14 protein-coding genes and 2 tRNA genes are annotated in these 23,175 nt (G+C 34.3%); 7 read left to right on the top strand and 9 right to left on the bottom strand.

Annotated elements, in window-relative coordinates:
• Positions 1–31: 31 nt before the first annotated feature.
• The gene (locus RC62_RS13725) at positions 32–613 is read left to right on the top strand and encodes a hypothetical protein (protein ID WP_055096071.1); all 582 of its coding nucleotides are present in this window, start codon (positions 32–34) and stop codon (positions 611–613) included.
• Positions 614–704: 91 nt separating this feature from the next.
• Here RC62_RS13725 and RC62_RS13730 read toward each other — a convergent pair whose 3' ends face one another.
• The 3 genes from RC62_RS13730 to RC62_RS13740 form a co-directional block, all read right to left on the bottom strand.
• Positions 705–2,483, bottom strand: a complete 1,779-nt coding sequence (locus tag RC62_RS13730) for an AMP-dependent synthetase/ligase (protein ID WP_055096073.1) — start codon at positions 2,481–2,483, stop codon at positions 705–707.
• Between the two features lie 179 nt (positions 2,484–2,662).
• Entirely contained in the window at positions 2,663–3,094 is a 432-nt protein-coding gene (locus tag RC62_RS13735; protein ID WP_055096075.1) for a hypothetical protein, read from the bottom strand.
• A gap of 132 nt (positions 3,095–3,226) precedes the next feature.
• Positions 3,227–5,629, bottom strand: a complete 2,403-nt coding sequence (locus RC62_RS13740) for a TonB-dependent receptor domain-containing protein (protein WP_055096077.1) — start codon at positions 5,627–5,629, stop codon at positions 3,227–3,229.
• Positions 5,630–5,861: 232 nt separating this feature from the next.
• Here RC62_RS13740 and RC62_RS13745 point away from each other — a divergent pair, with 232 nt between their 5' ends.
• A complete protein-coding gene (locus RC62_RS13745) occupies positions 5,862–6,149 on the top strand; it encodes a hypothetical protein (protein ID WP_055096079.1) in 288 nt (95 codons plus the stop codon).
• A gap of 51 nt (positions 6,150–6,200) precedes the next feature.
• Here the strand turns inward: RC62_RS13745 and purL are convergent, their stop codons facing one another.
• The 3 genes from purL to RC62_RS13760 form a co-directional block, all read right to left on the bottom strand.
• Entirely contained in the window at positions 6,201–9,854 is a 3,654-nt protein-coding gene (gene purL, locus RC62_RS13750; RefSeq protein ID WP_055096081.1) for a phosphoribosylformylglycinamidine synthase, read from the bottom strand.
• Between the two features lie 372 nt (positions 9,855–10,226).
• On the bottom strand, positions 10,227–12,092 hold the full coding sequence (locus RC62_RS13755; RefSeq protein ID WP_055096083.1) for an endonuclease: 1,866 nt from the start codon (positions 12,090–12,092) through the stop codon (positions 10,227–10,229).
• 380 nt (positions 12,093–12,472) lie between these two features.
• Positions 12,473–13,987, bottom strand: a complete 1,515-nt coding sequence (locus tag RC62_RS13760; RefSeq protein ID WP_055096086.1) for a hypothetical protein — start codon at positions 13,985–13,987, stop codon at positions 12,473–12,475.
• A gap of 253 nt (positions 13,988–14,240) precedes the next feature.
• Between RC62_RS13760 and RC62_RS13765 the strand changes: the two genes are divergently transcribed.
• From RC62_RS13765 to RC62_RS13785, 5 genes are all read left to right on the top strand, one after another.
• The gene (locus tag RC62_RS13765) at positions 14,241–14,672 is read left to right on the top strand and encodes a PaaI family thioesterase (RefSeq protein ID WP_055096087.1); all 432 of its coding nucleotides are present in this window, start codon (positions 14,241–14,243) and stop codon (positions 14,670–14,672) included.
• A 3-nt stretch (positions 14,673–14,675) separates the two neighbouring features.
• Positions 14,676–15,743 carry a chorismate-binding protein gene (locus RC62_RS13770; RefSeq protein WP_055096089.1) on the top strand — a complete coding sequence of 356 codons (1,068 nt, stop codon included), beginning with the start codon at positions 14,676–14,678 and terminating at the stop codon, positions 15,741–15,743.
• 114 nt (positions 15,744–15,857) lie between these two features.
• Complete coding sequence (bshB1, locus tag RC62_RS13775; protein ID WP_055096091.1) at positions 15,858–16,574, top strand: bacillithiol biosynthesis deacetylase BshB1; 717 nt, start codon at positions 15,858–15,860, stop codon at positions 16,572–16,574.
• A gap of 76 nt (positions 16,575–16,650) precedes the next feature.
• Positions 16,651–16,724: transfer RNA gene (locus RC62_RS13780), tRNA-His, on the top strand.
• 245 nt (positions 16,725–16,969) lie between these two features.
• Positions 16,970–17,043: transfer RNA gene (locus RC62_RS13785), tRNA-His, on the top strand.
• Positions 17,044–17,214: 171 nt separating this feature from the next.
• Here RC62_RS13785 and RC62_RS13790 read toward each other — a convergent pair.
• From RC62_RS13790 to RC62_RS13800, 3 genes are all read right to left on the bottom strand, one after another.
• Positions 17,215–18,066 (bottom strand): neutral zinc metallopeptidase, encoded by an 852-nt coding sequence (locus RC62_RS13790; RefSeq protein ID WP_055096093.1) that lies wholly within the window; start codon positions 18,064–18,066, stop codon positions 17,215–17,217.
• Positions 18,067–18,158: 92 nt separating this feature from the next.
• Positions 18,159–22,211, bottom strand: a complete 4,053-nt coding sequence (locus tag RC62_RS13795) for a PAS domain S-box protein (protein ID WP_055096095.1) — start codon at positions 22,209–22,211, stop codon at positions 18,159–18,161.
• Positions 22,212–22,302: 91 nt separating this feature from the next.
• Positions 22,303–23,094: a hypothetical protein gene (locus RC62_RS13800; protein ID WP_055096097.1), complete on the bottom strand. Its 792-nt coding sequence runs from the start codon at positions 23,092–23,094 to the stop codon at positions 22,303–22,305.
• Positions 23,095–23,175 lie beyond the last annotated feature (81 nt).

Consider the following 23,175-nt stretch of genomic DNA (forward strand, 5'->3'; position numbering starts at 1 on the left):
GATTAACAATAACCAGTTAAAATAAAATATTATGAATAACAATACATTAGACCAATACAAAAAAGCAATTAGAAATAAATATGAGATAGAAAAAGAAGGCGAATACTTTGATTATTTGTACAGCCCTTCTCGTGGAAAACTACGTGATTTTTGCTGGCTTATTTTCGAGAACAACGCAACTCAGGATGACTTGAATGTTTTTAGAAATTTATTTTCTATAGATTTCGATCATACCAAAAAGAATAAATTTAAGGAGCAGAAAGATAAGTTCAGACCTATCGAAACTTTCTTTAAGGGCGAAACGGACCCAACGAATATTGATGCAATAAACCTTGCAGCAATTATGGTCGATTTTCAACCGCGTCCTTTTAAAAACTTTAATAAAATGTGTAGAATGGAAGATGCTAAACAAATTGAAAGCAGCTACAAAGCTAAACCGATTGTTCAAGTAGAGAAAAAAACCAGAGAAATAGCGGATTTTGGACAAGATAAAAATGAAAAATCAGGAGAATATCCTAAACAAAGGAATCTTTTTTCAAATTTCACAACGCTGTTTTCTAAGAAAAGAGATCAGGAGAGATATCCGGGAAATCCAAGGTTTTCGAGTGGCTAGAACGCCATTATTCAATTGAAGGAAATCTTCATAAAGTAAAAAAGGCTGTCCTTATGAGACAGCCTTTTTCGTTTGGTTATATTATTTTGATTTAATTATGATCGTAGATTTTAGCGTAAAGATCTTTGTAAATTTCTTTGATGATTTTACGTTTCAGTTTTAAAGTTGGAGTCAATTGTCCGCCATCAATAGACCAGACATCCGGAGTTAACTCAAAACGTTTGATTTTTTCCCAATGTCCAAATTTTTCATTAATTCCTTCTACTTCTTCGTCGATACGTTTAATGACATCCGGATTGGCACTAATTTCTGCATTACTGCTTCCTAAAGTTATTTTGTGAAGCTTTGCCCATTCTTTTACAAACTCAAAGTTTGGCTGAATAAAGGCAGCCGGCATTTTTTCGCCATCACCAATTACCATGATTTGCTCAATAAAACGAGATTGTTTCATGGCATTTTCAATCAGCTGCGGAGCGATATATTTTCCTCCTGAGGTTTTGAACATTTCTTTTTTACGGTCGGTAATTTTCAGGAAACCTTCGCTGTCAATTTCACCAATATCTCCAGTATGAAAATATCCGTCTTGTAAAGCTTCGGCAGTTTTTTCAGGATCCTTAAAATATCCCAACATTACATTAGGTCCTTTGCAAAGGATTTCTCCGTCTTGTGCAATCTTAACTTCAACATTACGAATTACTTTTCCAACGGTTCCTATTTTAAAACCTTTGTTTCTTTGGTCGTTTACGGCAATTACAGGCGATGTTTCTGATAAACCGTAACCTTCCATAACCGGAATTTCGGCAGCAGCAAAAACTCTCGTTAAACGTGGCTGTAAAGCAGCACTTCCTGATACCATTAAATCTAAATTACCGCCCAATCCTTCTTTCCATTTGCTGAAAATAAGTTTGCGGGCAATTTTTAACTGAAATTCATACCAGAAACCATTGGCTCCGTATGGCTCATATTTTAAACCTAAATCAATAGCCCAGAAAAATAGTTTTTTCTTGATGCCGGTCAATTCAGTTCCTTTAGCATAAATTTTATCGTAAACTTTTTCTAAAAGTCTCGGTACAGCTGTAATTACTGTAGGTCGTACTTCTTTTAAGTTGTCACTAATTTTATCAATCGATTCACCAAAATAAACAGAAACACCATAATATTGATAGATATACAAAATCATTCTTTCAAAAATATGGCAAATAGGCAAGAAGCTCAAAGCGGTGCTTTTTCCTGCATCAAACGGAATTCTTGGTGCGCTGTCTAAAACATTCGACACAATATTTTTGTGCGACAGCATAACGCCTTTTGGTCTTCCGGTTGTTCCTGAAGTATATATAATAGTAGCCAGATCATCTTCTTTGATGCTGTCTTTGCTTGTTTCAACTTCATTCTGGTTGCTTTCATCTTCACCAAGTGTCAATAATTCAGACCAGTGTTTGCAGCCTTCGATTTCATTAAATGAATAGACTTCTTTTAATGAGGGTACATTTGCTTTAATGGCATTTACTTTGCCAAGTACTTCTTCATCAGATACAAAACAGTAAATACTACCGCTGTGATTTAATATATATTCGTAGTCTTCTTCGGCTATTGTTGGGTAAATAGGAACGTTTTGAGCTCCGGTTTGCAGAATACCAATATCCATGATATTCCATTCGCTGCGATTATTTGAAGTGATTAAGGCAATTTTATCATCTTTTTGAATGCCCATACGTAATAATGCTCTTGAAACAGCATTAGCTTTTGCAATATATTCCTGGCTAGATGTTTTTTCCCAGACTCCATTTTTTTTGGTTGCCAAAGCAACTGGAAGGTTGTAAGTTTCTTGTTGATAATAGGGAAAATCAAAAAGGCGTGTGATTGAAACCATGTTTAATATATTGAATTTTACCGCAAATTAAATAAAATTTAGGTATGATTTTTAATTTTATACAATTTTATGGGAAAAATTATAGGTAATATAGAAATTTTACGAAAACGTTTTCTTTTTTGTAGTAATTTTTTGAAATACCGAGAAAACCTTATATTTTACGCAAATCCTGAATGTGATTATTGCACATTATAATCCACATAATCTTTTACTCTTTCTCCCATTAAAAACATTTTTTTCTTGGTAAAATGAATAGAAAATTGAGAATAATTCCAGGCTTCACTTCCGTTGTTTCTATACCAGAATGTATAAGAGGCACTATTGAAACCTTCTTTAAAAACCGGAATTCCTTCCTCCGTACATTCGATTCCCCAGTTTATTTTTGTTTTAGTTAAATCATCTGCCTGAATAACACCTGTTCCATCCGGATTTAAAACCGTACTGGGCGCTTTTTGACCTGTTGGAATATAAGTTCCGGGAGCTGGATAACCAATAGTTGTGGTAATATAATGATCACGACCATTATAGGTAATTTGGTCAACCTGAACTTGAGAATAAGATTGTGCTGAGACAAAAAATAATGTGATAAGCAATAAATGTATTGATTTCATTCTATGTAGGTTTAAGAGTTTTTGGAAACGAAAAAAAATCAGTGGCATAATTTTTTTGGCGAATATAGTTCAAATTTCGATAGAAAAATGAATCCAAATTACAAGAATGAATTTTTTTATTTATATGAAAATTTACTCCGTTGAAAATTGGTTTTCTAATAGTTTTTCTTTAAAATCAGACTTAAAAGTATAAGCAAAAGTTAGCATTAAAGCACGAGTGTCTGATTTTGAAGTTCTGTTGTTACTAAATAACAAGGTATTGTTTTTATAGCCGCTTTCAAGTGTGTTGAACATATCTGTGACCACTAATCCTAAACGCGCATTTCCTTTACCAATCTTCTGCTGAAAACCCATATCAACATTATAAATAGGAATTCTTTTTCCTTGCGGAGTTGCCAATGCCGAATTATAATTACCAATTATTTGTAGTTTTCCGCCTTTCCAGGGAGCAAAATTATTGATGATTTTTCCGTACCAGCTAAAAGCGTTATTTACAACATCTTGTGCGAGATTTGAAGCATCTATATTCTGCTCAAAAGCTGTTATGCTAATATTGGCGTCATAAAAGCCAATTGGTTTTAGACTAAAAATAGTTTCCAGACCATACGTTATGGTACTTCCTATATTACGTGGCTGCAGCAAAATCACTCCATTATCCTGTAGTTCTGCATATTGTTTTATCGTATTAGTAGCATTTCTGTAAAAAGCATTCGTAGAAAACGAGTATTTCGACCAGTCTTTATTATAACTCATCTCAGCGATATGAATAATTTCAGGTTTCAAATACGGATTTCCACCATGAGGATTCAGGGCATCCGTAATATCTATAAATGGATTCAGATCATCTAAATCCGGACGGTTGATACGTTTGCTATATCCAATTTTTACAAATTCATCTCCTTTTAAATTCAATTGCAAAGATGCTGATGGAAAAAGCTTCAAATAATCATTATTAAAACGATCACTATTGTTTTTTGTGGCTCCGGTGTTAGAAACATTTTCTGCACGCAAACCCAGATTGTATTTCCATTTTGGATTCTCTTTATCACCAATAAAAGAGTTTAGCAAACCATAAACCGCATTTATTTGTTCGTTGAATTTAAAACCATTACTCGCCAAAGGATTTATTACATATTCACCATTTGTCATATCAGCACTTTCGAAATCAGAATTAAAAAAACGGAAAGTTCCTTTGTAACCTGTTTCTACAATCGATTTATCAGAAACAGGGAATGCATAATTGACAATGGCATTAGATATATTTTCGTGTTCATAATTATGTGTCCGTTGCAAAAAAGCGTCAGCAATTTGAGTATTATACTGATCGTAATTAAAAGTATCAATATTGGTATTTTCTCTATGTTTATTAAAAGAGGAAGTAATACTGGCGTTGAGGTTTTTGCGATCATCAGTAAATTTGCGATCATAACTTAAAGCCAGTTCACCCACTTTTGAACGCTCTAATTCCAGAGAATGTCTCCTGTTGAAAGAATAAAACTGATTTGTACTTGTGTTTACGTGCGTATATAAAGTTTCATCATTATCCTGACTTTCCATATTGCCCAGAGCTTCAAACGAAAAGCTGTTTCGATCGTTTGGAGAGAAATCAATATTCAGTTTTAGATTCTGCAATCCTTCAGTTCGTTCGTCATTTCTGTTTTGATTGATAAAATGTTCGTCATCAATAAAATTATTAATTCTTTCTCCTTTTATCTTTTTTGTTCTTCCGGCAAATCGATTGTCATATCCTAAACCAAAATTCCATTTCTCCGTTTTTTGATTTAAAAGCACAGAACTGTTCAGTCTTCCTTTTGCGCCAAAGCCACTGCCTAGAACTACAGCACCATTAATCCCACTTTGATTGTTTTTCTTTAACTTGATATTGATGATTCCGCTTTCTGCATTCGCATCATATTTGGACGTGGGATTACTAATAACCTCAATGCTTTCGATACTGCTTGCTGCAATCTGATCCATATTAGTAATGGCAGAATTTTTCCCGTTAATCAAAATCATAGGCGATTTTCCTCTCAGCGTTATTCCACCATCAGCATCAACAGCAACTGTCGGAATACTTTTTAGCATATCTGTCGCCGTTCCTCCGGATTGGGAAATATTCCAAACAGCATTAAAAACAAAACCTTCGTCTGTTTTCTGAATTTGTTTTTTCTGGGAATTCACCACAACAGCATTCAGTAAATTAGCGTCATTTTGTAAAATTATATTGCCTATAAAAAGGGGAGAACCATTAAGTTTTACTTTTTGAGAAACAGTTTTGAATCCAATCAATCTGAAAGATAATTGATAATCACCGGAAAGGATATTTTCTAAATCAAAATTCCCAGAAGCATCTGTAACAGCATAACCTGCAACTTTTGTAGAATCATTTGCATTTTTTAAAATAACATCTACAAATTCCACAGGAAGTTTTCCATCAGAGACAGTTCCTTTTAAAGAGGAATTTTGTCCAAATGAAAATTGACTTAATATAAATAAGATACTTAAAAGCGATAGGTTTTGGCTCCATTTTTTCATGAGACAAAGATATTTATCCCAGTAAATACAGCTTCTTAAAGTGCCTTAAGATATTATTAAGTTAATCTTAGAAACGCTTAAACAGAAATAAATATTATCTAAAAAAGGGTGTTTTTCCCTTTAATAAACAGGAAATAACCTTATAAAATTTATTAGAGTGTTATATAGTTTTGTCTTATTAAGATGCGAACGCCGAAAAGCAAACGAGTAGGCAATATTTAAATTTAATAGTATGGCAACTTTATTTTATTTAGCGCTGGGATGGTGTGGAACACTTTACCCGGGCTGGTGGAGACGTTTTTTTAAATTTCCTACACCTCCGCCGCCAGATCCTGAACCATGGTGGTATCTTGGTAGAATTGGTTTAGGATTAATTGCCGGATTAGCCGGTGGAACACTATTTCAGGCAAGAATCATCGAAGATCAGTTTTTTGCGGGACAAGCCGCTATTGCTTCGGGATTAGTTGCTTTTGCTTCTGCCAGTATCATAACGGGTCTGGCAACTTCCTTAAAACGTTAAAAAAAATGCCTCGATAACATCGAGGCATTTTTTTTATAATGAAAACTAAATTTAGATTTTCTCAATCCATTTTCTTGCGTTAACAAAAGCTTCATGCCAAGGCGAAACTTCGTCGTTTCTGTCTTTTGGATAATGAGCCCAGTTCCATTGGAAAGTCGAACGCTCAATATGAGGCATCATAACCAAATGTCTTCCTGTTTTATCACACATCATTGCCGTGTTATAATCAGAACCGTTAGGGTTTGCTGGATATCCTTCGTAAGCATATTTAGAAACAATGTTGTATTGGTCTTCTGCATAAGGTAAATTAAATTTTCCTTCTCCGTGTGAAACCCAAACTCCTAAAGTACTTCCGGCCAAAGTCGATAACATAACCGAATTATTCTCTTGTACTTTTACAGAAGTAAAGATACTTTCGTGTTTTTGGCTTTCGTTATGAAGCATTTTTCCGTGAACTTCATGCTCTGGATTAATTACTTCAAGTTCCATAAATAACTGACAACCGTTACAGATTCCAACAGATAAAGTATCTTCTCTTTTAAAGAATTTATCCAAAGCTGTTTTTGCTTTTTCATTGTATAAAAATGCTCCGGCCCAACCTTTAGCAGAACCTAAAACATCTGAGTTAGAGAATCCTCCAACTGCACCAATAAACTGAATGTCTTCAAGTGTTTCACGACCAGAAATTAAATCTGTCATGTGAACGTCTTTTACGTCAAATCCGGCTAAGTACATAGCATTTGCCATTTCACGCTCAGAATTACTTCCTTTTTCACGAATAATAGCCGCTTTTGGTCTTGGTTTTGAAGCATCGATTACAGGTTTTTTTCCTGTAAAGTGCGCTGGGAAAGTATATTGTAAAACCTGATTTTTGTAGTTTTCGAAACGTGCCTGAGCTCTTCCGTTTTTAGATTGTTTTTGATCTAATAAATAAGAAGTTTCGAACCAAATGTCTCTGTAAGCTTTTATGTCTAAAGTCCAAAGTCCAAGGTCTAAAGTCTCGCTTGTCGTTACTGTACCTAATTTGAAAAATTCGATATTGTTAGCGTTTAATTTAGCTTCAACAACTGCATCAGATTTTGCCTGGAAAACGATTCCGATGTTTTCTGCGAAAAGAATTTTCAATAAGTCTTTTTCAGTAAATGCAGAGAAATCAATTTTAGCTCCAAGGTTTACATCAGCAAAACACAATTCTAATAAAGTAGTAATTAAACCACCGCTTCCGATATCGTGTCCGGCTAAAATTTGGCTTTCGCCGATTAATTCCTGAACGGTATTAAAAGCATTTTTGAAGAAAGAAGCGTCTTTAATTGTAGAAGTTTCTTTTCCGATTGTGTTTCTGATTTGTGCAAAAGAGGAACCTCCTAATTTGAAATCATCCTGAGACAAATTGATATAATAAATAGAATCTCCGTTTTTCTGTAAAATCGGCTCCACTACTTTTCTAATATCTGTACAATTTCCTCCAGCCGAAATAATAACCGTTCCCGGGGCGATTACTTCGTCGTTTGGATATTTTTGTTTCATCGAAAGTGAATCTTTTCCTGTAGGAATATTGATTCCCAATTCGATTGCAAAATGGGAGCAACCTTCAACAGCAGCGTACAAACGAGCGTCTTCACCTTCGTTTTTACAAGCCCACATCCAGTTTGCAGATAAAGAAATTCCTTTTAAACCATCTTTAATTGGTGCCCAAACAATGTTTGATAACGATTCTGCAATAGCATTTCTACTTCCTGCAACCGGATCAATCAAAGCAGCAATAGGAGCGTGTCCAATAGAAGTTGCGATTCCTTCTTTACCTAAATAATCCAGCGCCATAACTCCCACATTATTCAACGGCAATTGCAAAGGTCCTGCGTTTTGTTGTTTTGCTACTTTTCCACCCACACAACGGTCCACTTTATTAGTCAACCAGTCTTTTGATGCAACAGCTTCAAGACGTAAAACATCTTGTAAATATTTTTCGAAATCAGCCTTGTCATAAGCAACATCAGCATATTTTCTATCAATAGTTTTGTCGTTCATAACCGTTTTTGGAGAACTTCCGAAGAAATCTTCTAAAGCATAATCCATCGGTTTTGAACCATTTGATTTTGATTCGAAAGTAAAACGGTGATCTCCCGTTACATCTCCAACCTGATACATTGGCGAACGCTCTCTGTCGGCAATTCTTTGTAAAGTATCAATATCTTTTTGACCAATAACCAATCCCATTCTTTCCTGAGATTCGTTACCAATAATTTCTTTTGCAGAAAGTGTTGGATCTCCAACTGGCAATTTATCCAAATCGATTAATCCACCGGTTTCTTCCACTAATTCAGAAAGACAATTTAAGTGCCCTCCAGCTCCGTGATCGTGAATCGAAACAATTGGGTTATTGTCACTTTCTACCAAACCACGAATGGCGTTAGCAGCACGTTTTTGCATTTCAGGGTTTGAACGCTGAATAGCATTTAATTCAATTCCTGAACCAAAAGCTCCTGTATCTGCAGAGGATACCGCAGCTCCACCCATACCAATTCTATAATTTTCTCCACCAAGAATTACGATTTTATCACCTTCTTGTGGTTTCTTTTTGATTGCCTGATCTAATTTTCCGTAACCAATTCCACCCGCTTGCATGATTACTTTATCGTAACCAATTTTACGGTCGTTTTCTGAATGTTCGAAAGTTAAAACTGAACCTGTAATTAACGGTTGCCCGAATTTATTTCCAAAATCAGAAGCTCCGTTTGAAGCTTTGATCAAAATATCCATTGGAGTTTGGTACAGCCATTTTCTTTCTTCAACAGCATTTTCCCATTTTCTTTCGTCGTTCAAACGAGAATATGAAGTCATGTAAACTGCTGTTCCGGCTAATGGCAAAGAACCTTGACCACCAGCTAAACGGTCACGAATTTCTCCTCCAGAACCTGTTGCAGCTCCGTTAAAAGGCTCTACAGTTGTTGGGAAATTGTGTGTTTCTGCTTTTAAAGATAAAACTGAATCAAATTCTTTTATCTCATAATAATCTGGTTTGTCAGCTGTTTTTGGTGCAAACTGCTGCACTTTTGGTCCTTTTACAAAAGCAACGTTGTCTTTGTAAGCAGACACTATATCGTTAGGATTTTCCTGTGATGTCTTTTTGATTAATTTAAAAAGAGAAGTCTCTTTTTCTTCGCCGTCAATTACAAAAGTTCCGTTGAAGATTTTGTGACGACAGTGTTCTGAATTCGCTTGTGAGAAAGCAAAAATCTCAGAATCAGTTAACTTTCTTCCTAGTTTTACAGCAAGATTGTCTAAGTAATCTACTTCTTCCTGGCTTAAAGCCAAACCTTCGACTTTGTTGTAAGTTGCAATATCATCGATTTCCAAAATTGGTTCCGGCTGAACATTAATCGTGAAAATCTCCTGATCTAATTGATTGAATTTTTGTGAAAGCATTGGATCAAAATCCGTGAAATCTTCCGTTGCCGGATGAAATTCCTCAATTCTGATAATGCCCGGAATACCCATATTTTGAGTAATTTCTACAGCATTTGTACTCCAAGGTGTGATCATAGTGGCACGTGGACCAACAAAAAAATCCGTCAAGGCGGATTTTTCGATCTTATTAGAGTTGGCAAAAAGCCAGTTTAGTTTTGAAATGTCTTGAGCCGAAATTTCGTTTTGCGTTTGTACGGCAAAAACAGTTTTGCTTTGGTTTTCAAAGAAATGGATCATTGTGATGTGTAGTTTGTTGTATTGAGGTGCAAATTTAGTGTAAATAAATAGTAAGCGCAAATTTGAAAAGAAACTCTTTTGAAAAAATATATAGATGTTTTTTTAAACCATATAAGTAATATAAGTTCATCTAATTAGTGTGTGAATTTTGCTGGCAAAGTCGTATAACGCGAAGTTTTTTTTTTGTTTCACGCAGATTTGGCAGATTAAGCGGATTTTTAATTGATTAAATTAATTATTAAATCTGCGCAAATCATTTAGTAAGCTTTATATCTCCCTTATCTGCTAAATCTGCGTGAAAAAAAACTCAAGTATTTGTATAAAAAAAGCGGCAATATTGCCGCTTTTACTTTAGTAAGCACTCGTTATTAATTAGTTGATAATGATCTTTTTTGCAAAAGTTTCAGCATCTTTATTAATACGAACAATGTAAATGCCTTTTGGCAAATTGTTTATCGTCGATAATGAATCAGTGATGTTTGATTGCTCAAATACCTTTTGACCTACTATAGAAATTATCTCGATAGAGTATGATGAACCAGTATTATCAAAGTAAATGGTAAAGTTACCGTGAGTTGGATTTGGATATAAAATAAGTCCACTCAATTCAGTAATAGTTTCTTCTGGTGTATCAACAGATAGAGTTTCTCCAGGTTTAGCACCCAGATTAGAACAAGTGTCCACTGTGTATGAATCCCATTGTGAGCTAAGGCTAAATGTTGTACTTGGAGCCGTTACCGTTGATTTTCTTCTTAAAGTAACATCAGCAGCAAAGTTGGCAGTTCCTCCGTTAAAAGTTCCTATGATGTCAATCAAAACACCATTTTTGAATAAACCTACAGCGTCATTTCCGTTAAAAGTCAATTCAGTTGCTGTTGTCGAAATATTTGCTGAGCTCGGAGCAAAACAAGTTGATGACATCGAACTGTTTACGATCGTAAATTTGCTTCCCGAAGCTAATGTTCCGCTTAATGCTAAACCTGTGCTCCATGATCCGGCGCCATTAGTTTGTTTTTTTACAGTATAAGCAGATAAACTTACAGAACTTCCGGTGTTATTGGCAATTTCAAGGGCTTTATTATTTCCTGATCCTTCAATGTATTCAGAGAATAAGATATCGCTTGCTGTTCCGCCGGTTCCGCCGCCTGCATTTGTTGTAACAGAAATTACATTGCTTGATCCGGAAGTATTTCCTGCAGCATCTTTTGCCTTAACATAAATGCTGTAAGTTGTTGAAGCAGTTAATCCTGTAATGGTATAATCTAAAGTACTAACCGTGTTTTTCAGGACATTATTTGCATAAACATCATAACCAGTTACGGCAACATTATCTGTAGAACCACTCCATGCAACTGTAATAGAGGTTGCTGTTTTTGCTGTAGAAGCCAAACTGGTTGGAGTAGTTGGAGCCTGAGTATCTCCGGAAGGAGCAGTACCTCCCCAAATTTGATTTACATATTCCGGATGATCGATATATGGATTTCTATTGTTCTGACGTGCGTAAATTGCATTGTTTCTTGCAATTTCTCTTGCGCTTACAGGATCTTGTGCATTCCAGGCTAAAAGCATATTTAAGAAGGCAGTTGTAAAAACTTTATTACTTGAACCATCAAACATGGCATAGCTATAACCTGCAACGTTATTTTCATATCGGGTGGCGAAATAAAAGTACATTCTGGCGATATCACCTTTAAAAGCATTTACAGGTTCAAAAACAGTTCCTGAATATCCAGATACAGAACTTGATCCTAATTTGCTTCCGTTTTGTGAAGTGTAAGTTACTGAACTTACAGTTCCATGGGGATAATTAGAACGCATTCCGTTTACTTTTCCGTCGGTTGGAGTTATAAAATGTGCATCAGCAACCATTGGTGATTGCTCATTAAATACAGATTGTGGTATAATGTGTTCTCTGTTATAGCAATCGCCTTCTGCAGAATAATTTCCACATCTTTGTGTGCTTCCGATGCTGTAATTGTATGGGTCTGTTCCTGACGGATTTTCAGAATACATGTCTAAAACAGTTCCGTCATTTTCATAGAAATTATCCACGTCAGAGGTTTGATAAGTCGTGTACAAACCGGCATAACCATTATTAGTATGGTCTTTAATAATATTGTACAATTGAGTTTTTAGGGTATAACCTGTTCCGGTTGCGGTGTTATAATAACCTGAAGGTATCTGGGCAAAACCCAACGTAACAAAAATCAATAAGAGCAAAGAGTAGTTTTTTTTCATAAAAATAGTTTAAGATTTGGGTGGCTAATAAATTGAATTTTAGGTTTCTAATTTATTAATTGTATCAAAAATACTACTTTTAAGAATACACTGTGTTAAGTGATCTTTAATTTTAGAAAAATTTTCTTACTGTTTGGTTTTGAGTTGTATAAGTGAACTTTTGAAAGTTTTTGAAATAATCTCGCAAAGACGCGAAGTCGCAAAGTTTTTTTTATCATTAAGTTTGTCATTTCGAGGTACGAGAAATCGCACTCGTACATCTACATGTCGATTTTCTTTGCGGAATTTTTAGTGTGATTTCTCGTACCTCGAAATGACAAATAGCACGTTCAAAAAAAAACTTAAATTATTCTTATATCACTTATATAGTGAAAACAAAACTACTTAGGGAAAGCCGCGCTTTGATATGCGCCCAAATCAGGAGGAGAAGTTCTGGTTGCCCCAATAATATCTAACGGAATTATATAAGCGGGATTCCCTTTCGCGAAAGCGGCAGAAGTATTGTCGATATTGAATTTGTTTTTTGAAACATTCAAGAACTTGGGATTTTCATTTAAGATGATTTGGTTGTAATGTGCCACATCTGTTTTAAATTGATAATCAGGATTTGAAGTGGTACTGAATTTTAGTAAACAATTGTTTAATTGATAAACGAAAGCAGTATTTGTATTTTTATTCAAATTAAATTCGTTGCTTGCTGAACCATAAATAATGCAATTATTGAAAGTTGCCTGAGTTAAAGGGTTGGTTTCCGGTGTTGCTCCGGCTAAACTGTTGCTTAAATTAACGGCAAACTGTGAACTTCCTTGCCAATTATTATTGAAGGTACAATGTGTGAAAATATAATTTCCGCCATAAACACAAGATAAACCCGCTAATCCGGCATAATTGATCACAATGTTTTCTCCGTTAATATGCGCGTTTTGAGCCAGGATTCCATATTCGGCACAATTATAAATCTGTGTGTTTTTTATTTGGATGGTAGTTGTATTATCAGGACTTTTTATGTTTAAACCTGTAATGGCATTTTTTAAGGTAAGATGATTGATGGAATGATTTTTACTTCCGTTTGCAAAAATAACAGAGTTCCATTGTCCGGGAATATCATCGTAAAGAGATTCCAGCCGGTCACCTTCAAAAATAACTTCATTTTCCAGTTTATCAGTTGAAGATGCAGTACCATTAATTTGAAGTGATGCCTGATTGTCTATATAAAGTCCTGAATTAGAGTGAAAAAAAACTCGTGCTCCGGCTTCAAAAGTAACGGTTTTACTTTCAGGAACTCCTGCGTATCCATAAATAACATACGGTTTTTGTTTGGTAAAGAGCAATTCATTTCCGTTTACGGCATCATTTTCATTCAGATAAAAACCATCAACATCTTTTCCGTCAATTTTGATTTTTTCTTTAGTTCCGTCAGGATTTTGTTTTGGATAAAGAAAAACAGCATCCTGAACTAAAGTAACCAGTGCGACTTCCTGAAGATTTGTGCCACTGTCGAACTGAATTTGATCTGTATATAAAAAATCAGCAGGATTTGCATCTGTGATATCTGCGGTAGTTTCTATAAAAATATACAAACTGTCTTTGGCTAAAAGCGTAACATCTTTAAAGATTTTTCCGTTGGTTCCGGCCATTCCGTCAACCGTCATTCGGTATTTTGAATTTAATCCGTTTTTTAACTGAATTACAGGAATCGAAATATCGTCTTTACTTTTGTTATATACTTTAAGCTGGTAAGTACTAGAGCCAATATTTTTAAATACAGTATCTAAATACACCGTATCTTTTGAAAACTTTAAATCTCCGGAACTGGCAACGGTATCAAAATCAGTTCTGCAAGAGCTGAAAGTTATAAGTAAACCAAAAATAAAAAGTATAAAGTATTGACGCATTTGAATAAAGTTTTTTGCCACAACTAAAAGGATTAAAAAGATTTTTCGACTCTTGTCTATAAATATTTAATCTGTTTTAATTTGTGTAATCTGTGGCAAAAAAAATTACGTTTCAGCCGCAGATTAATATTGATTGTTTTTGTAAAAATAACAAAAAACTTACATGATTGAAGTTGATTTTTAATTTAGAATTGGATTTTCTAATTTGTATCTCTTCTTTTCTTTAATTTTACGATTTTAAAGCCTGATTTAAATGAATTATACAAAAGAGCAAATCTTAGCGCGTTGTAATGAGTTTTCTAAAAACACGCTAATGGAAACGCTAAAAATAGAATATATAGATGCCGGAGAAGATTTTTTGACAGCAAAAATGCCAGTAAATCCGTCCGTTCACCAACCAATGGGACTTTTGCATGGAGGCGCATCTGTAGCTTTGGCAGAAAGTGTGGGAAGTGCAGCATCATTTTTTTTTATTAATCCAAAAGAACAAGAAGTACGCGGAATTGAAATTTCGGCCAATCACTTAAAAAGTATTCGCGAAGGCTGGGTTTTTGGGACGGCAAGAATCATCCATAAAGGAAGAAGTATTCATCTTTGGGAAATAAAAATCACTGATGAAGCCGGAAATCTCATATCGCTTTGCAAACTGACCAATATGGTTTTGGAAAAAAAGAAAACAGAATAGAACATGAATGACTTTTTTTCTAAAATAAAAAAACATTACGATAAGCAACTGCCTTTTGTAATGTATTCTAAACCCAATTCCAGAAATATTTTTGGGCTTTTACAGCAAAATGATACGTTGCATAAAATCTTCAATTATAAAGAAAAAGGCTTTGTGTTTGCATCTTTTGATGAAAAACAACTGATTTTGATTCCGGAGAACGAATCTGAAATTTTAACAGCAGAACAAGACGAAACTTCTTTTGATACGATTGAAATCGAAGATCTGATTTTTGATTCAGACGCCAAAACACAATATGAAGATTTAGTATCAAAAGGAATTGAAGCGATTAAAAATGAAGAATTCAAAAAAGTGGTTTTGTCGAGAAGCGAAAAGGTTAATTTGGCCGAATTTGATTTTATAACCACTTTTCAGCATTTGATCGAATTGTATCCTACTACTTTTTCGTATTGCTTTTTTCATCCTGAAATTGGTTTTTGGATGGGGGCAACGCCGGAGCAATTATTAAAGGCAAACGGAAATGTTTTTGAAACAATGGCTTTGGCCGGAACGCAAAAAGCAACTTTGGAAACTGATATTGCGTGGCAGCAAAAAGAAAAAGATGAACAGCAATATGTAACTGATTTTATTGTAAAACGATTGCGCGAAGTAGCTTCTTCAGTACATGTAACAGCGCCTTACAGTGTAAAAGCGGGTTCAATCTGGCACATTAAAACAGATATTTCCGGAGTTCTGAATGATAATTCTACCTTGGAAGAAGTAATCGATACGCTGCATCCAACTCCTGCAGTTTGTGGTTTGCCAAAGAAAAAAGCAAGAACATTTATTATTGAAAACGAAAATTACGACAGAACTTTTTATACGGGTTTTCTGGGCGAATTAAACAGCAGTTTTGCACATAATGATATTAGTTCTGATTTATTTGTAAATTTACGAAGCATGCAAATTCAGGACAATAACGCTATTTTGTATATGGGCTGCGGAATCACAAAAGAAAGTATGCCTGAAAAAGAATGGGAGGAAAGCGTAAATAAGTCAATGACAATGAAAAGAGTTTTGAGAATAGCTTAAAAAAAATAAGTTTACAGTCTCAGTATTTAGTCTCAGTCACGGTTTTCAGTTTTGCTGAGACTGAATACTGAGACTAAATACTGAGACTGTAAACTGTGACTAAAAATAAAAAAAATGAAATTAGATATATTAGCCTTTGGTGCGCATCCGGACGATGTAGAATTGGGTTGTGCGGGAACAATTTTAAAAGAAGTATCTCTGGGCAAGAAAGTAGGTATTGTTGATTTAACGCGTGGTGAATTAGGAACCCGCGGTACCGCAGAAACCAGAGATCAGGAAGCAAAAGATGCAGCTGAAATTTTAGGGGTTTTAGTTCGTGAAAATTTAGGTTTGCGTGATGGTTTTTTTGCCAATGATGAAAAGCACCAATTAGAAGTCATAAAAATGATTCGAAAATACAAACCTGAAATTGTGTTATGCAACGCTATTGACGATCGCCATATCGACCACGGTAAAGGAAGCAAATTAGTATCTGATGCCTGCTTTTTATCAGGATTGATGAAAATTGAAACTTCTATAGATGGAGAACAACAAGAAGCATGGAGACCAAAAGTCGTATACCATTATATTCAGTGGAAAAATATCGAACCAGACTTTGTAGTCGATATTACAGGATTTGAAGACAAGAAAATTGAAGCTGTCATGGCGTATAAAACGCAATTTTATGATCCAAATTCAAAAGAACCTGCTACGCCAATTACAAGTAAAAACTTTATGGAAAGCTTAAATTATCGTGCGCAGGACTTAGGAAGGTTAGTTGGTAAAGATTTTGCAGAAGGTTTTACTGTCGAAAGATGTTTGGCAGTCAATAGCTTAGAAGATTTGATGTAATTTTGAGATAAAAATTTCATTTTTTTCTTTGGAGAAGCGAACCTTTGTTGTATATTTGCAACCGCAAAGAAAAATGGTGGTTGTAGCTCAGCTGGTTAGAGTATTGGTTTGTGGTGCCGAGGGTCGCCGGTTCGAACCCGGTCAGCCACCCAGAATTGTAAAAGCCTTGAAGAAATTCAAGGCTTTTTTTGTGCGTTTATTTTTTTGAACGTTTTTTTGTCATTTCAAAAAAAAAGAGCAATGTTTAAATATTGATTTATTGGTTGTTACGGTTTAGTTTGTGAAATGTATTATTTTATAAAACCATTTTCTTGCCTGATATCTCCCGTTTTTGAAGCCTTTTTTTTTGCATAAGTAAACCTTTGTTGTATATTTGCACTCGCTAAGCAAAAATGGTGGTTGTAGCTCAGCTGGTTAGAGTAGCGGTTTGTGGTGCCGCGGGTCGCCGGTTCGAACCCGGTCAGCCACCCAGAAATTTAAAGCCTTGAAGAAATTCAAGGCTTTTTTTGTGCGTATAATTTTCGGAGCCCATAAAACATTAAACCGGATATAGAAAATTTATCTATATTAGATGGAAAAAATATAAAAAAAGCATGACGATTAAGTCATGCTTTTTTGGTTGTTATTTTTGGTTTATGAATTATCGGATTTCGTCGAAAGTATCTCCCTGCTTGATATCGCCGGTTTTAAAACCTTTTTTAAACCAGTACATTCTTTGTTCAGATGTTCCGTGTGTAAAGGAGTCCGGAACAACATGTCCTTGCATTTTACTCTGAATAGCGTCGTCTCCAACTGCATTAGCTGCACTTAAAGCTTCTTCGATATCACCCACATCTAAATTTTTCTCGTTGTAATGTGACCATACTCCGGCATAAAAATCAGCTTGTAGTTCTAATGCTACTGAAAGTTTATTGGCTTCGGCTTCGCTTTTTCCTTCTTGTTCCTGACGCATTTTTGCTGAGGTTCCTAATAAAGTCTGTACGTGATGCCCAATTTCATGCGCTATAACATATGCAATTGCAAAATCACCACCCTTGGCACCAAATTTATTTTTTAACTCCTCAAAGAAGCCTAAATCCATATAGACTTTTTGATCGCCCGGACAATAAAACGGACCTGAAGCAGATGATGCACCACCACAGGCAGTGTTTACAGAACCTCTAAAAAGTACTAATTTAGGATTTTTGTATGTCATACCGTTTTCGGTAAATATTTTGTTCCAGATATCTTCGTTATCAGCTAAAATAACTCGGACAAAATTGCCCATTTCTTCATCTTCCTTGCTTAACGGAGCTGCGGCTTCAGTTTGTGTCTGCTGTCCGCCTTGCATTTGCTCCAACACGTTTCCTACGGTTTGACCGGTTTCTCCTCCAAATACGTTTAATAATAAAATAATGATACCAATAACTCCGCCCCCAAGAGCTACTTTTCCTCCGGAAACTCCTCTTCTGTCTTCTACGTTATCACTTTGTCTTCTGCCTAACCACTTCATAGTATAGTGTATTTTTAGTTTATTATATTTTTTCTTGTACGAATTTATATATTTTTCAGGAGATACACATTACAGTTACAATTTAGTTTTTACTATTTTAACCATTTTACCAAAGCCTCTTCTACGGTTCCTTTTATGATTGGTTTGGAGATATAATCATCCATTCCGGCAGAGATGCATTTGTTTCTTTCGTCTTTTTCTGCTCCGGCGGTTACGGCAATTATAGGAATATCTTTGCCGATAATAGTGTTTCTAATTGCTTTTGTGGTTTCGTAACCATTCATGATTGGCATCTGGATATCCATAAAAACAAGATCCGGATTAATACTTTCAAATTGATTTACGGCTTCATAGCCATTTTCACATTCGTAGATATAAGCTGTACTGTAGAGATTTTTAATGATGGTTTTTAGTAATAACATGTTTACTTTGTTATCCTCTACAATCAAAAATGTAATGTTTTTATGGTTTGTACTAATACCATTAGCGCTTAATTCAAGATTGATCTTTTTAAGCTCGGCATTGTATTTTTCATTAATACTCTGGTTGCTTGTTTTTAAGTTTAAGTCAAAATAAAAGTTACTTCCTTTATCAATTTGGCTTTCCAGCTGAAGTCTGCTTTCCATTAAGGCCAGTAGCTGATTCGAGATTGTTAATCCTAAACCGGTACCTCCAAATTTTCGCGTTGTAGAGCTATCTTCCTGTGAGAAAGCTTTAAAAATTTTCTTTTGGTTTTTCTCCAGAATTCCAATTCCGGTATCAACAACAGAGAATCTGATAATGCAATTGCTGTTTTTATTTTTTTCTAAAACAGAAACATTCAGTTTAATAGAGCCTTCATTCGTAAACTTTACTGCATTTGAAAGCAAATTGATTAGAATTTGCTTGATTCTGACAATATCAGTCCAGATGTATTTAGGAACATCAGGATCTACATTTAATTCCAGCTTTAGATTTTTCTGGTTCGATTCATAAACAATCAGATCAAAAACCTGACCCAGCACTTTTTTGATATCATACAAATCAATAAAAAGTTCGAGTTTTCCGGCTTCGATTTTAGAAAAATCAAGAATATCATTTATAATCTCTAATAGTGAATGTGCAGATTGATTGATGGTTGTCATGTATTTTTCCTGAATTTCCTCCAGTTCCGTTTTCATCAATAAATGCGTAAAACCTATAATGCCATTTAATGGTGTTCTGATTTCATGCGACATATTAGCCAGAAAGTCAGATTTGGACTTATTGGCTGCTTCGGCAAGTTGTTTGGCTTTTATGGCATCTTCAGTTTCTTTTTTGTTGGTAATGTCAAAATAAATTCCGCCCACAAATTCAATTTCATCCCCTTTTTTAATAACGTCGCCAAATTCTTCTACCCAAATGTATTCACCGGTCTTTCGACGAATTCTATAGACATTGTGCAGTGGCATTCCAGCTTGTAAATTATCAATCTGATTGCTGATAACTTCATCTTTGTCGTCCGGATGAATCAGGGATAAAAAGGATAAATTATTCTCTATAAATTCAGATTTCGAATATCCTGTCAGATTCAGGATCTCATCGTTAAGAAAAATTTTGGTCGAAAAAGCATCAAACTTAGACAAGTAAACGGTACCTGGAATATTATTGGCAATTAATTTAAATTTCTGTTCACTTTCGACAATTCTTGTTTCATTTCTATTTCTTTCCAGAGCAGATGAAATGTTGTTGGCAAGAACCTGAAAGATATAGATTTCTTCTTCAGACCATTTTCGTTCTTTTGTACAATCATCAAAACCAATAAATCCGGTAAAAATATCGTTGATGTACAGCGGTAAAATCAAAATCGACTGAATTTCATTTTCGATTAATAACTGTTTAAAAAATGTATCTTCGAGTTTACGGGTATGTGTGTTTAAAATCTTTTTGTTTTGTGCCGCTTCGTAGATTTCCTGCAGGTTATCTTTTGTAAGTTGTCGTAATTCCGTTATTTGGTGCTGAATTCCTTTTCTGGACCATTTGTATTTCTGGCTGACCGTATCTGTTGTAAAGTCTCTTTCATAATAATACATATGATCGACTTTTGCGGCTTTACCTATTAAATCATAGGTCTCCTGAAACATTTCATGAGTTGTTTTGCTCAGTAAAAATTTCTCTGTACATAACGAAAGTGCAGAAAGTAACTGACTCTTAAATTCTAATCTGCGCTCAGCTTCAAGACGCATTTGCGACGAAATCGCTAAGGAAATTACATCAGAGATTGTTCTTGCATAATTAATATCCTCATTATCCCAATCTCTTTTTTCATCAGTGCTTTCAAAACAAACCACACCTGCCAATTGTCCGTTTAAAAAAATCGGGACATCCAGCATTGATTTAATTTGGTTTTTGGTAAAATATAATCGCTGGAATTCTGATGTTTCTAACTTGTTAAAAACATCCGGAGCATTTATAATTGCCTTGCTTTTTAGGGTTTCAAAATAAATGGGATACGATTCTTTATCCAGGATATTTTTATCACTTAAGTTTTGATTGTCTACACTAAATAAATTTTTGCAAGTAATTAAATCGTTATAATATTTCCAGAAACTTACGCGATTTGTTTTGCTGACTGTCGCGGCTTCTTTAATAATATAATCAATAACAGAATCTAAATTATCGTATTGGCTAAAATCTGATGTCGATAATTTTTTTGTGGAACTGTTGTAGGCCTCGATTTTTTTAAGACGCTTTTTTTTCTCGTTTTCTATGTTTTTAATGTCCGTAATGTCACGGGCAATACCTGCAAAACCAATAGTTTGTTCCAGATCATTCTTGCGAACAATTATTTTTTGTGAAATCCATAATGTTTTTCCACTTTTCTTTAAAATCGGAATTTCGATTGTTGGAAAATTATTCTCATTGATTTCCAGATTTTCGTAGAAGTCAACCGCATTTCTCTGATAATTTTCGTGAATGAAATTAGAATAATGCTGACCGATAATTTCGTCTTCAGAATATCCTAAAATCGAAAACCCAAATTCATTTACAAAAGTAAAATAACCATCAGTGTCAATTTCAAAAATAATATCAGTTGCAGTCTGAATCAGATTTTTGTATTGATCACGAACATTTATTTGTTCTGTAACATCCTGGCCAATACTGATAATTAAATCTTCAGAGAATTTTTTGTCTTTCCATTGAATGTATTTATACTCGCCATTTTTGCTTTTTAATTTCCGGATATACAGTTTGTTTTCTTCGTGATTCAGGTTTTTTATATCAGTAATAAATTCGGTTTCTTTTGTTAGTTTCCAGAATTTCAAACCTGTTACTTCATCTGGCAAATAACCTAAGATTGAAGTTATGGTTTCACTGCAAAAAACGACTTCATTTTTTTTATTGGTAGCAATTGTCAGGGAATTTCCTTTATGAACAATTTCATTTGTAAACCTGAAATTATCTTTGTTGTTTAATAAAACAGCATATTTAACCTGATTTATTATAAAAACAATAATGCAGTAATTAATCAGTAAAATGGATGATTTTATTGGGATGAGATGAAAAATAACATTGATCATCAGATAGATAAAAACAATTCCAACAAAAGCCCAATATACTTTTATAGGTTTTAAGATGCTGTATGAAAAGTAAAATGAAATTAAAAAAGCAACGATAGGGACAACATCATTATCCAGATATATAATGTTGTAGCCTACATAAACGAGAAAGCTTAAAAAAAGCGTAATAAAAATTTGCTGGACTTTATTGCGCAAAAATTTGACTTTATCTGTAATGAGGTAAATCAAGAGAACTGCTGAGCCAATTGTGACATTTAAAACCAATAAACTACGCGGCCTGATTTTAAATATCTCATTGATAATTTCGATTACAATAATTGCAATACCAAAAAATAAAAGATAAAGCTGATATTCTCTGTTGGCAGTTTCTGTTTCTAATTTTTTTTCGATAAAATAACCAATTCTGGCTTTTATCTTAAAAAACTGGTAAACGAGAATTCCCAGGAACCCAAATAATGATAATCCTAAAATAATGAGTTTAGGATTGTTGTAAAAAATTATATCTGAAGTAAAAACATACCAGTTTGCAATAATTGATTTTAGGCCATTGCCAATAGCGGCAATTCCTGAAATCAACGAATTGAAAAAACTATAGTTTTCTACCATAGAATTCGGGGTATGTTTGGTTTAGTAAATGGCTTTTTTAAAAATCTAAGCAGAGTAGGTTAAGCTCTGCTTTTGCTTAGATTTTTCTGTTTTATTCTAAACCCGATTGCCCAATGGAATCAATCGGATCTTCTTTATCATTTTTAAAAATTGCGTAATATATAGCGTATGTCATCGAATAACTTAGCGGAACGGTAAAAAGAATCCCAATAAAAAGGGCAAGAAAACCCACAAGTAATGCTACTATAATAGTTATCATCAAGCCTAAAAGTACAAAAGGCTGTTTTGAAATGATGATAAAACTTGATTGTATTGCAGTAATTGCTTTTAAGTTTCCAAACACAATAAGCGGAATAGTTAAAAATGTGAAATAAGATATCGCCAGTGAAATTAGCAGGCCTAAATTATTTAATTTTTGAGTTTCAAGAAAGGTAGATATTATACCGCCAAATAATGAAATAAGAAGGGTTGCAATAAAAATTTGAAAGAAATGACTGGTTTTGTAATATGTAAAAATTGTAGACACATTAAATTCCTCATCCTTATCTGCACATTCGGCCATTTTTAGGAATCCTGCAGCAAACGGACTCAATATTGCCGAAAAAAGGGCAGTGCCCACCACATAATAAACAAGTTTAATTTGTGATAAATGTTGTGTTTGTATGTTGAAAAATTCAGGATTACTTAATTTATCTATACCATAAATTGCAGCTAAAATACTATAAGCAATTATACCAAAAACTATTGAAAACACCAATAATATCAATCCTGCGTACAGGGCTATTTTTTTGTAGTTTTCAAAAGCATTGTTAAAGACAGTTGAAAAATCTAAGGTATAACCATGATTCTTAATGTCTTTGATTTGATCAAGTGTAGATTTCATTTTTTGTAAAAGTAGAATTGTTTTATAATTCGGGATTTAGATAAATAATGTGACGTAAATATAATATTTTTAATCAAATTC

The sequence above is a fragment of the Flavobacterium aquidurense genome (assembly GCF_001404985.1).
GTDB classification, from domain to species: domain Bacteria; phylum Bacteroidota; class Bacteroidia; order Flavobacteriales; family Flavobacteriaceae; genus Flavobacterium; species Flavobacterium aquidurense_B.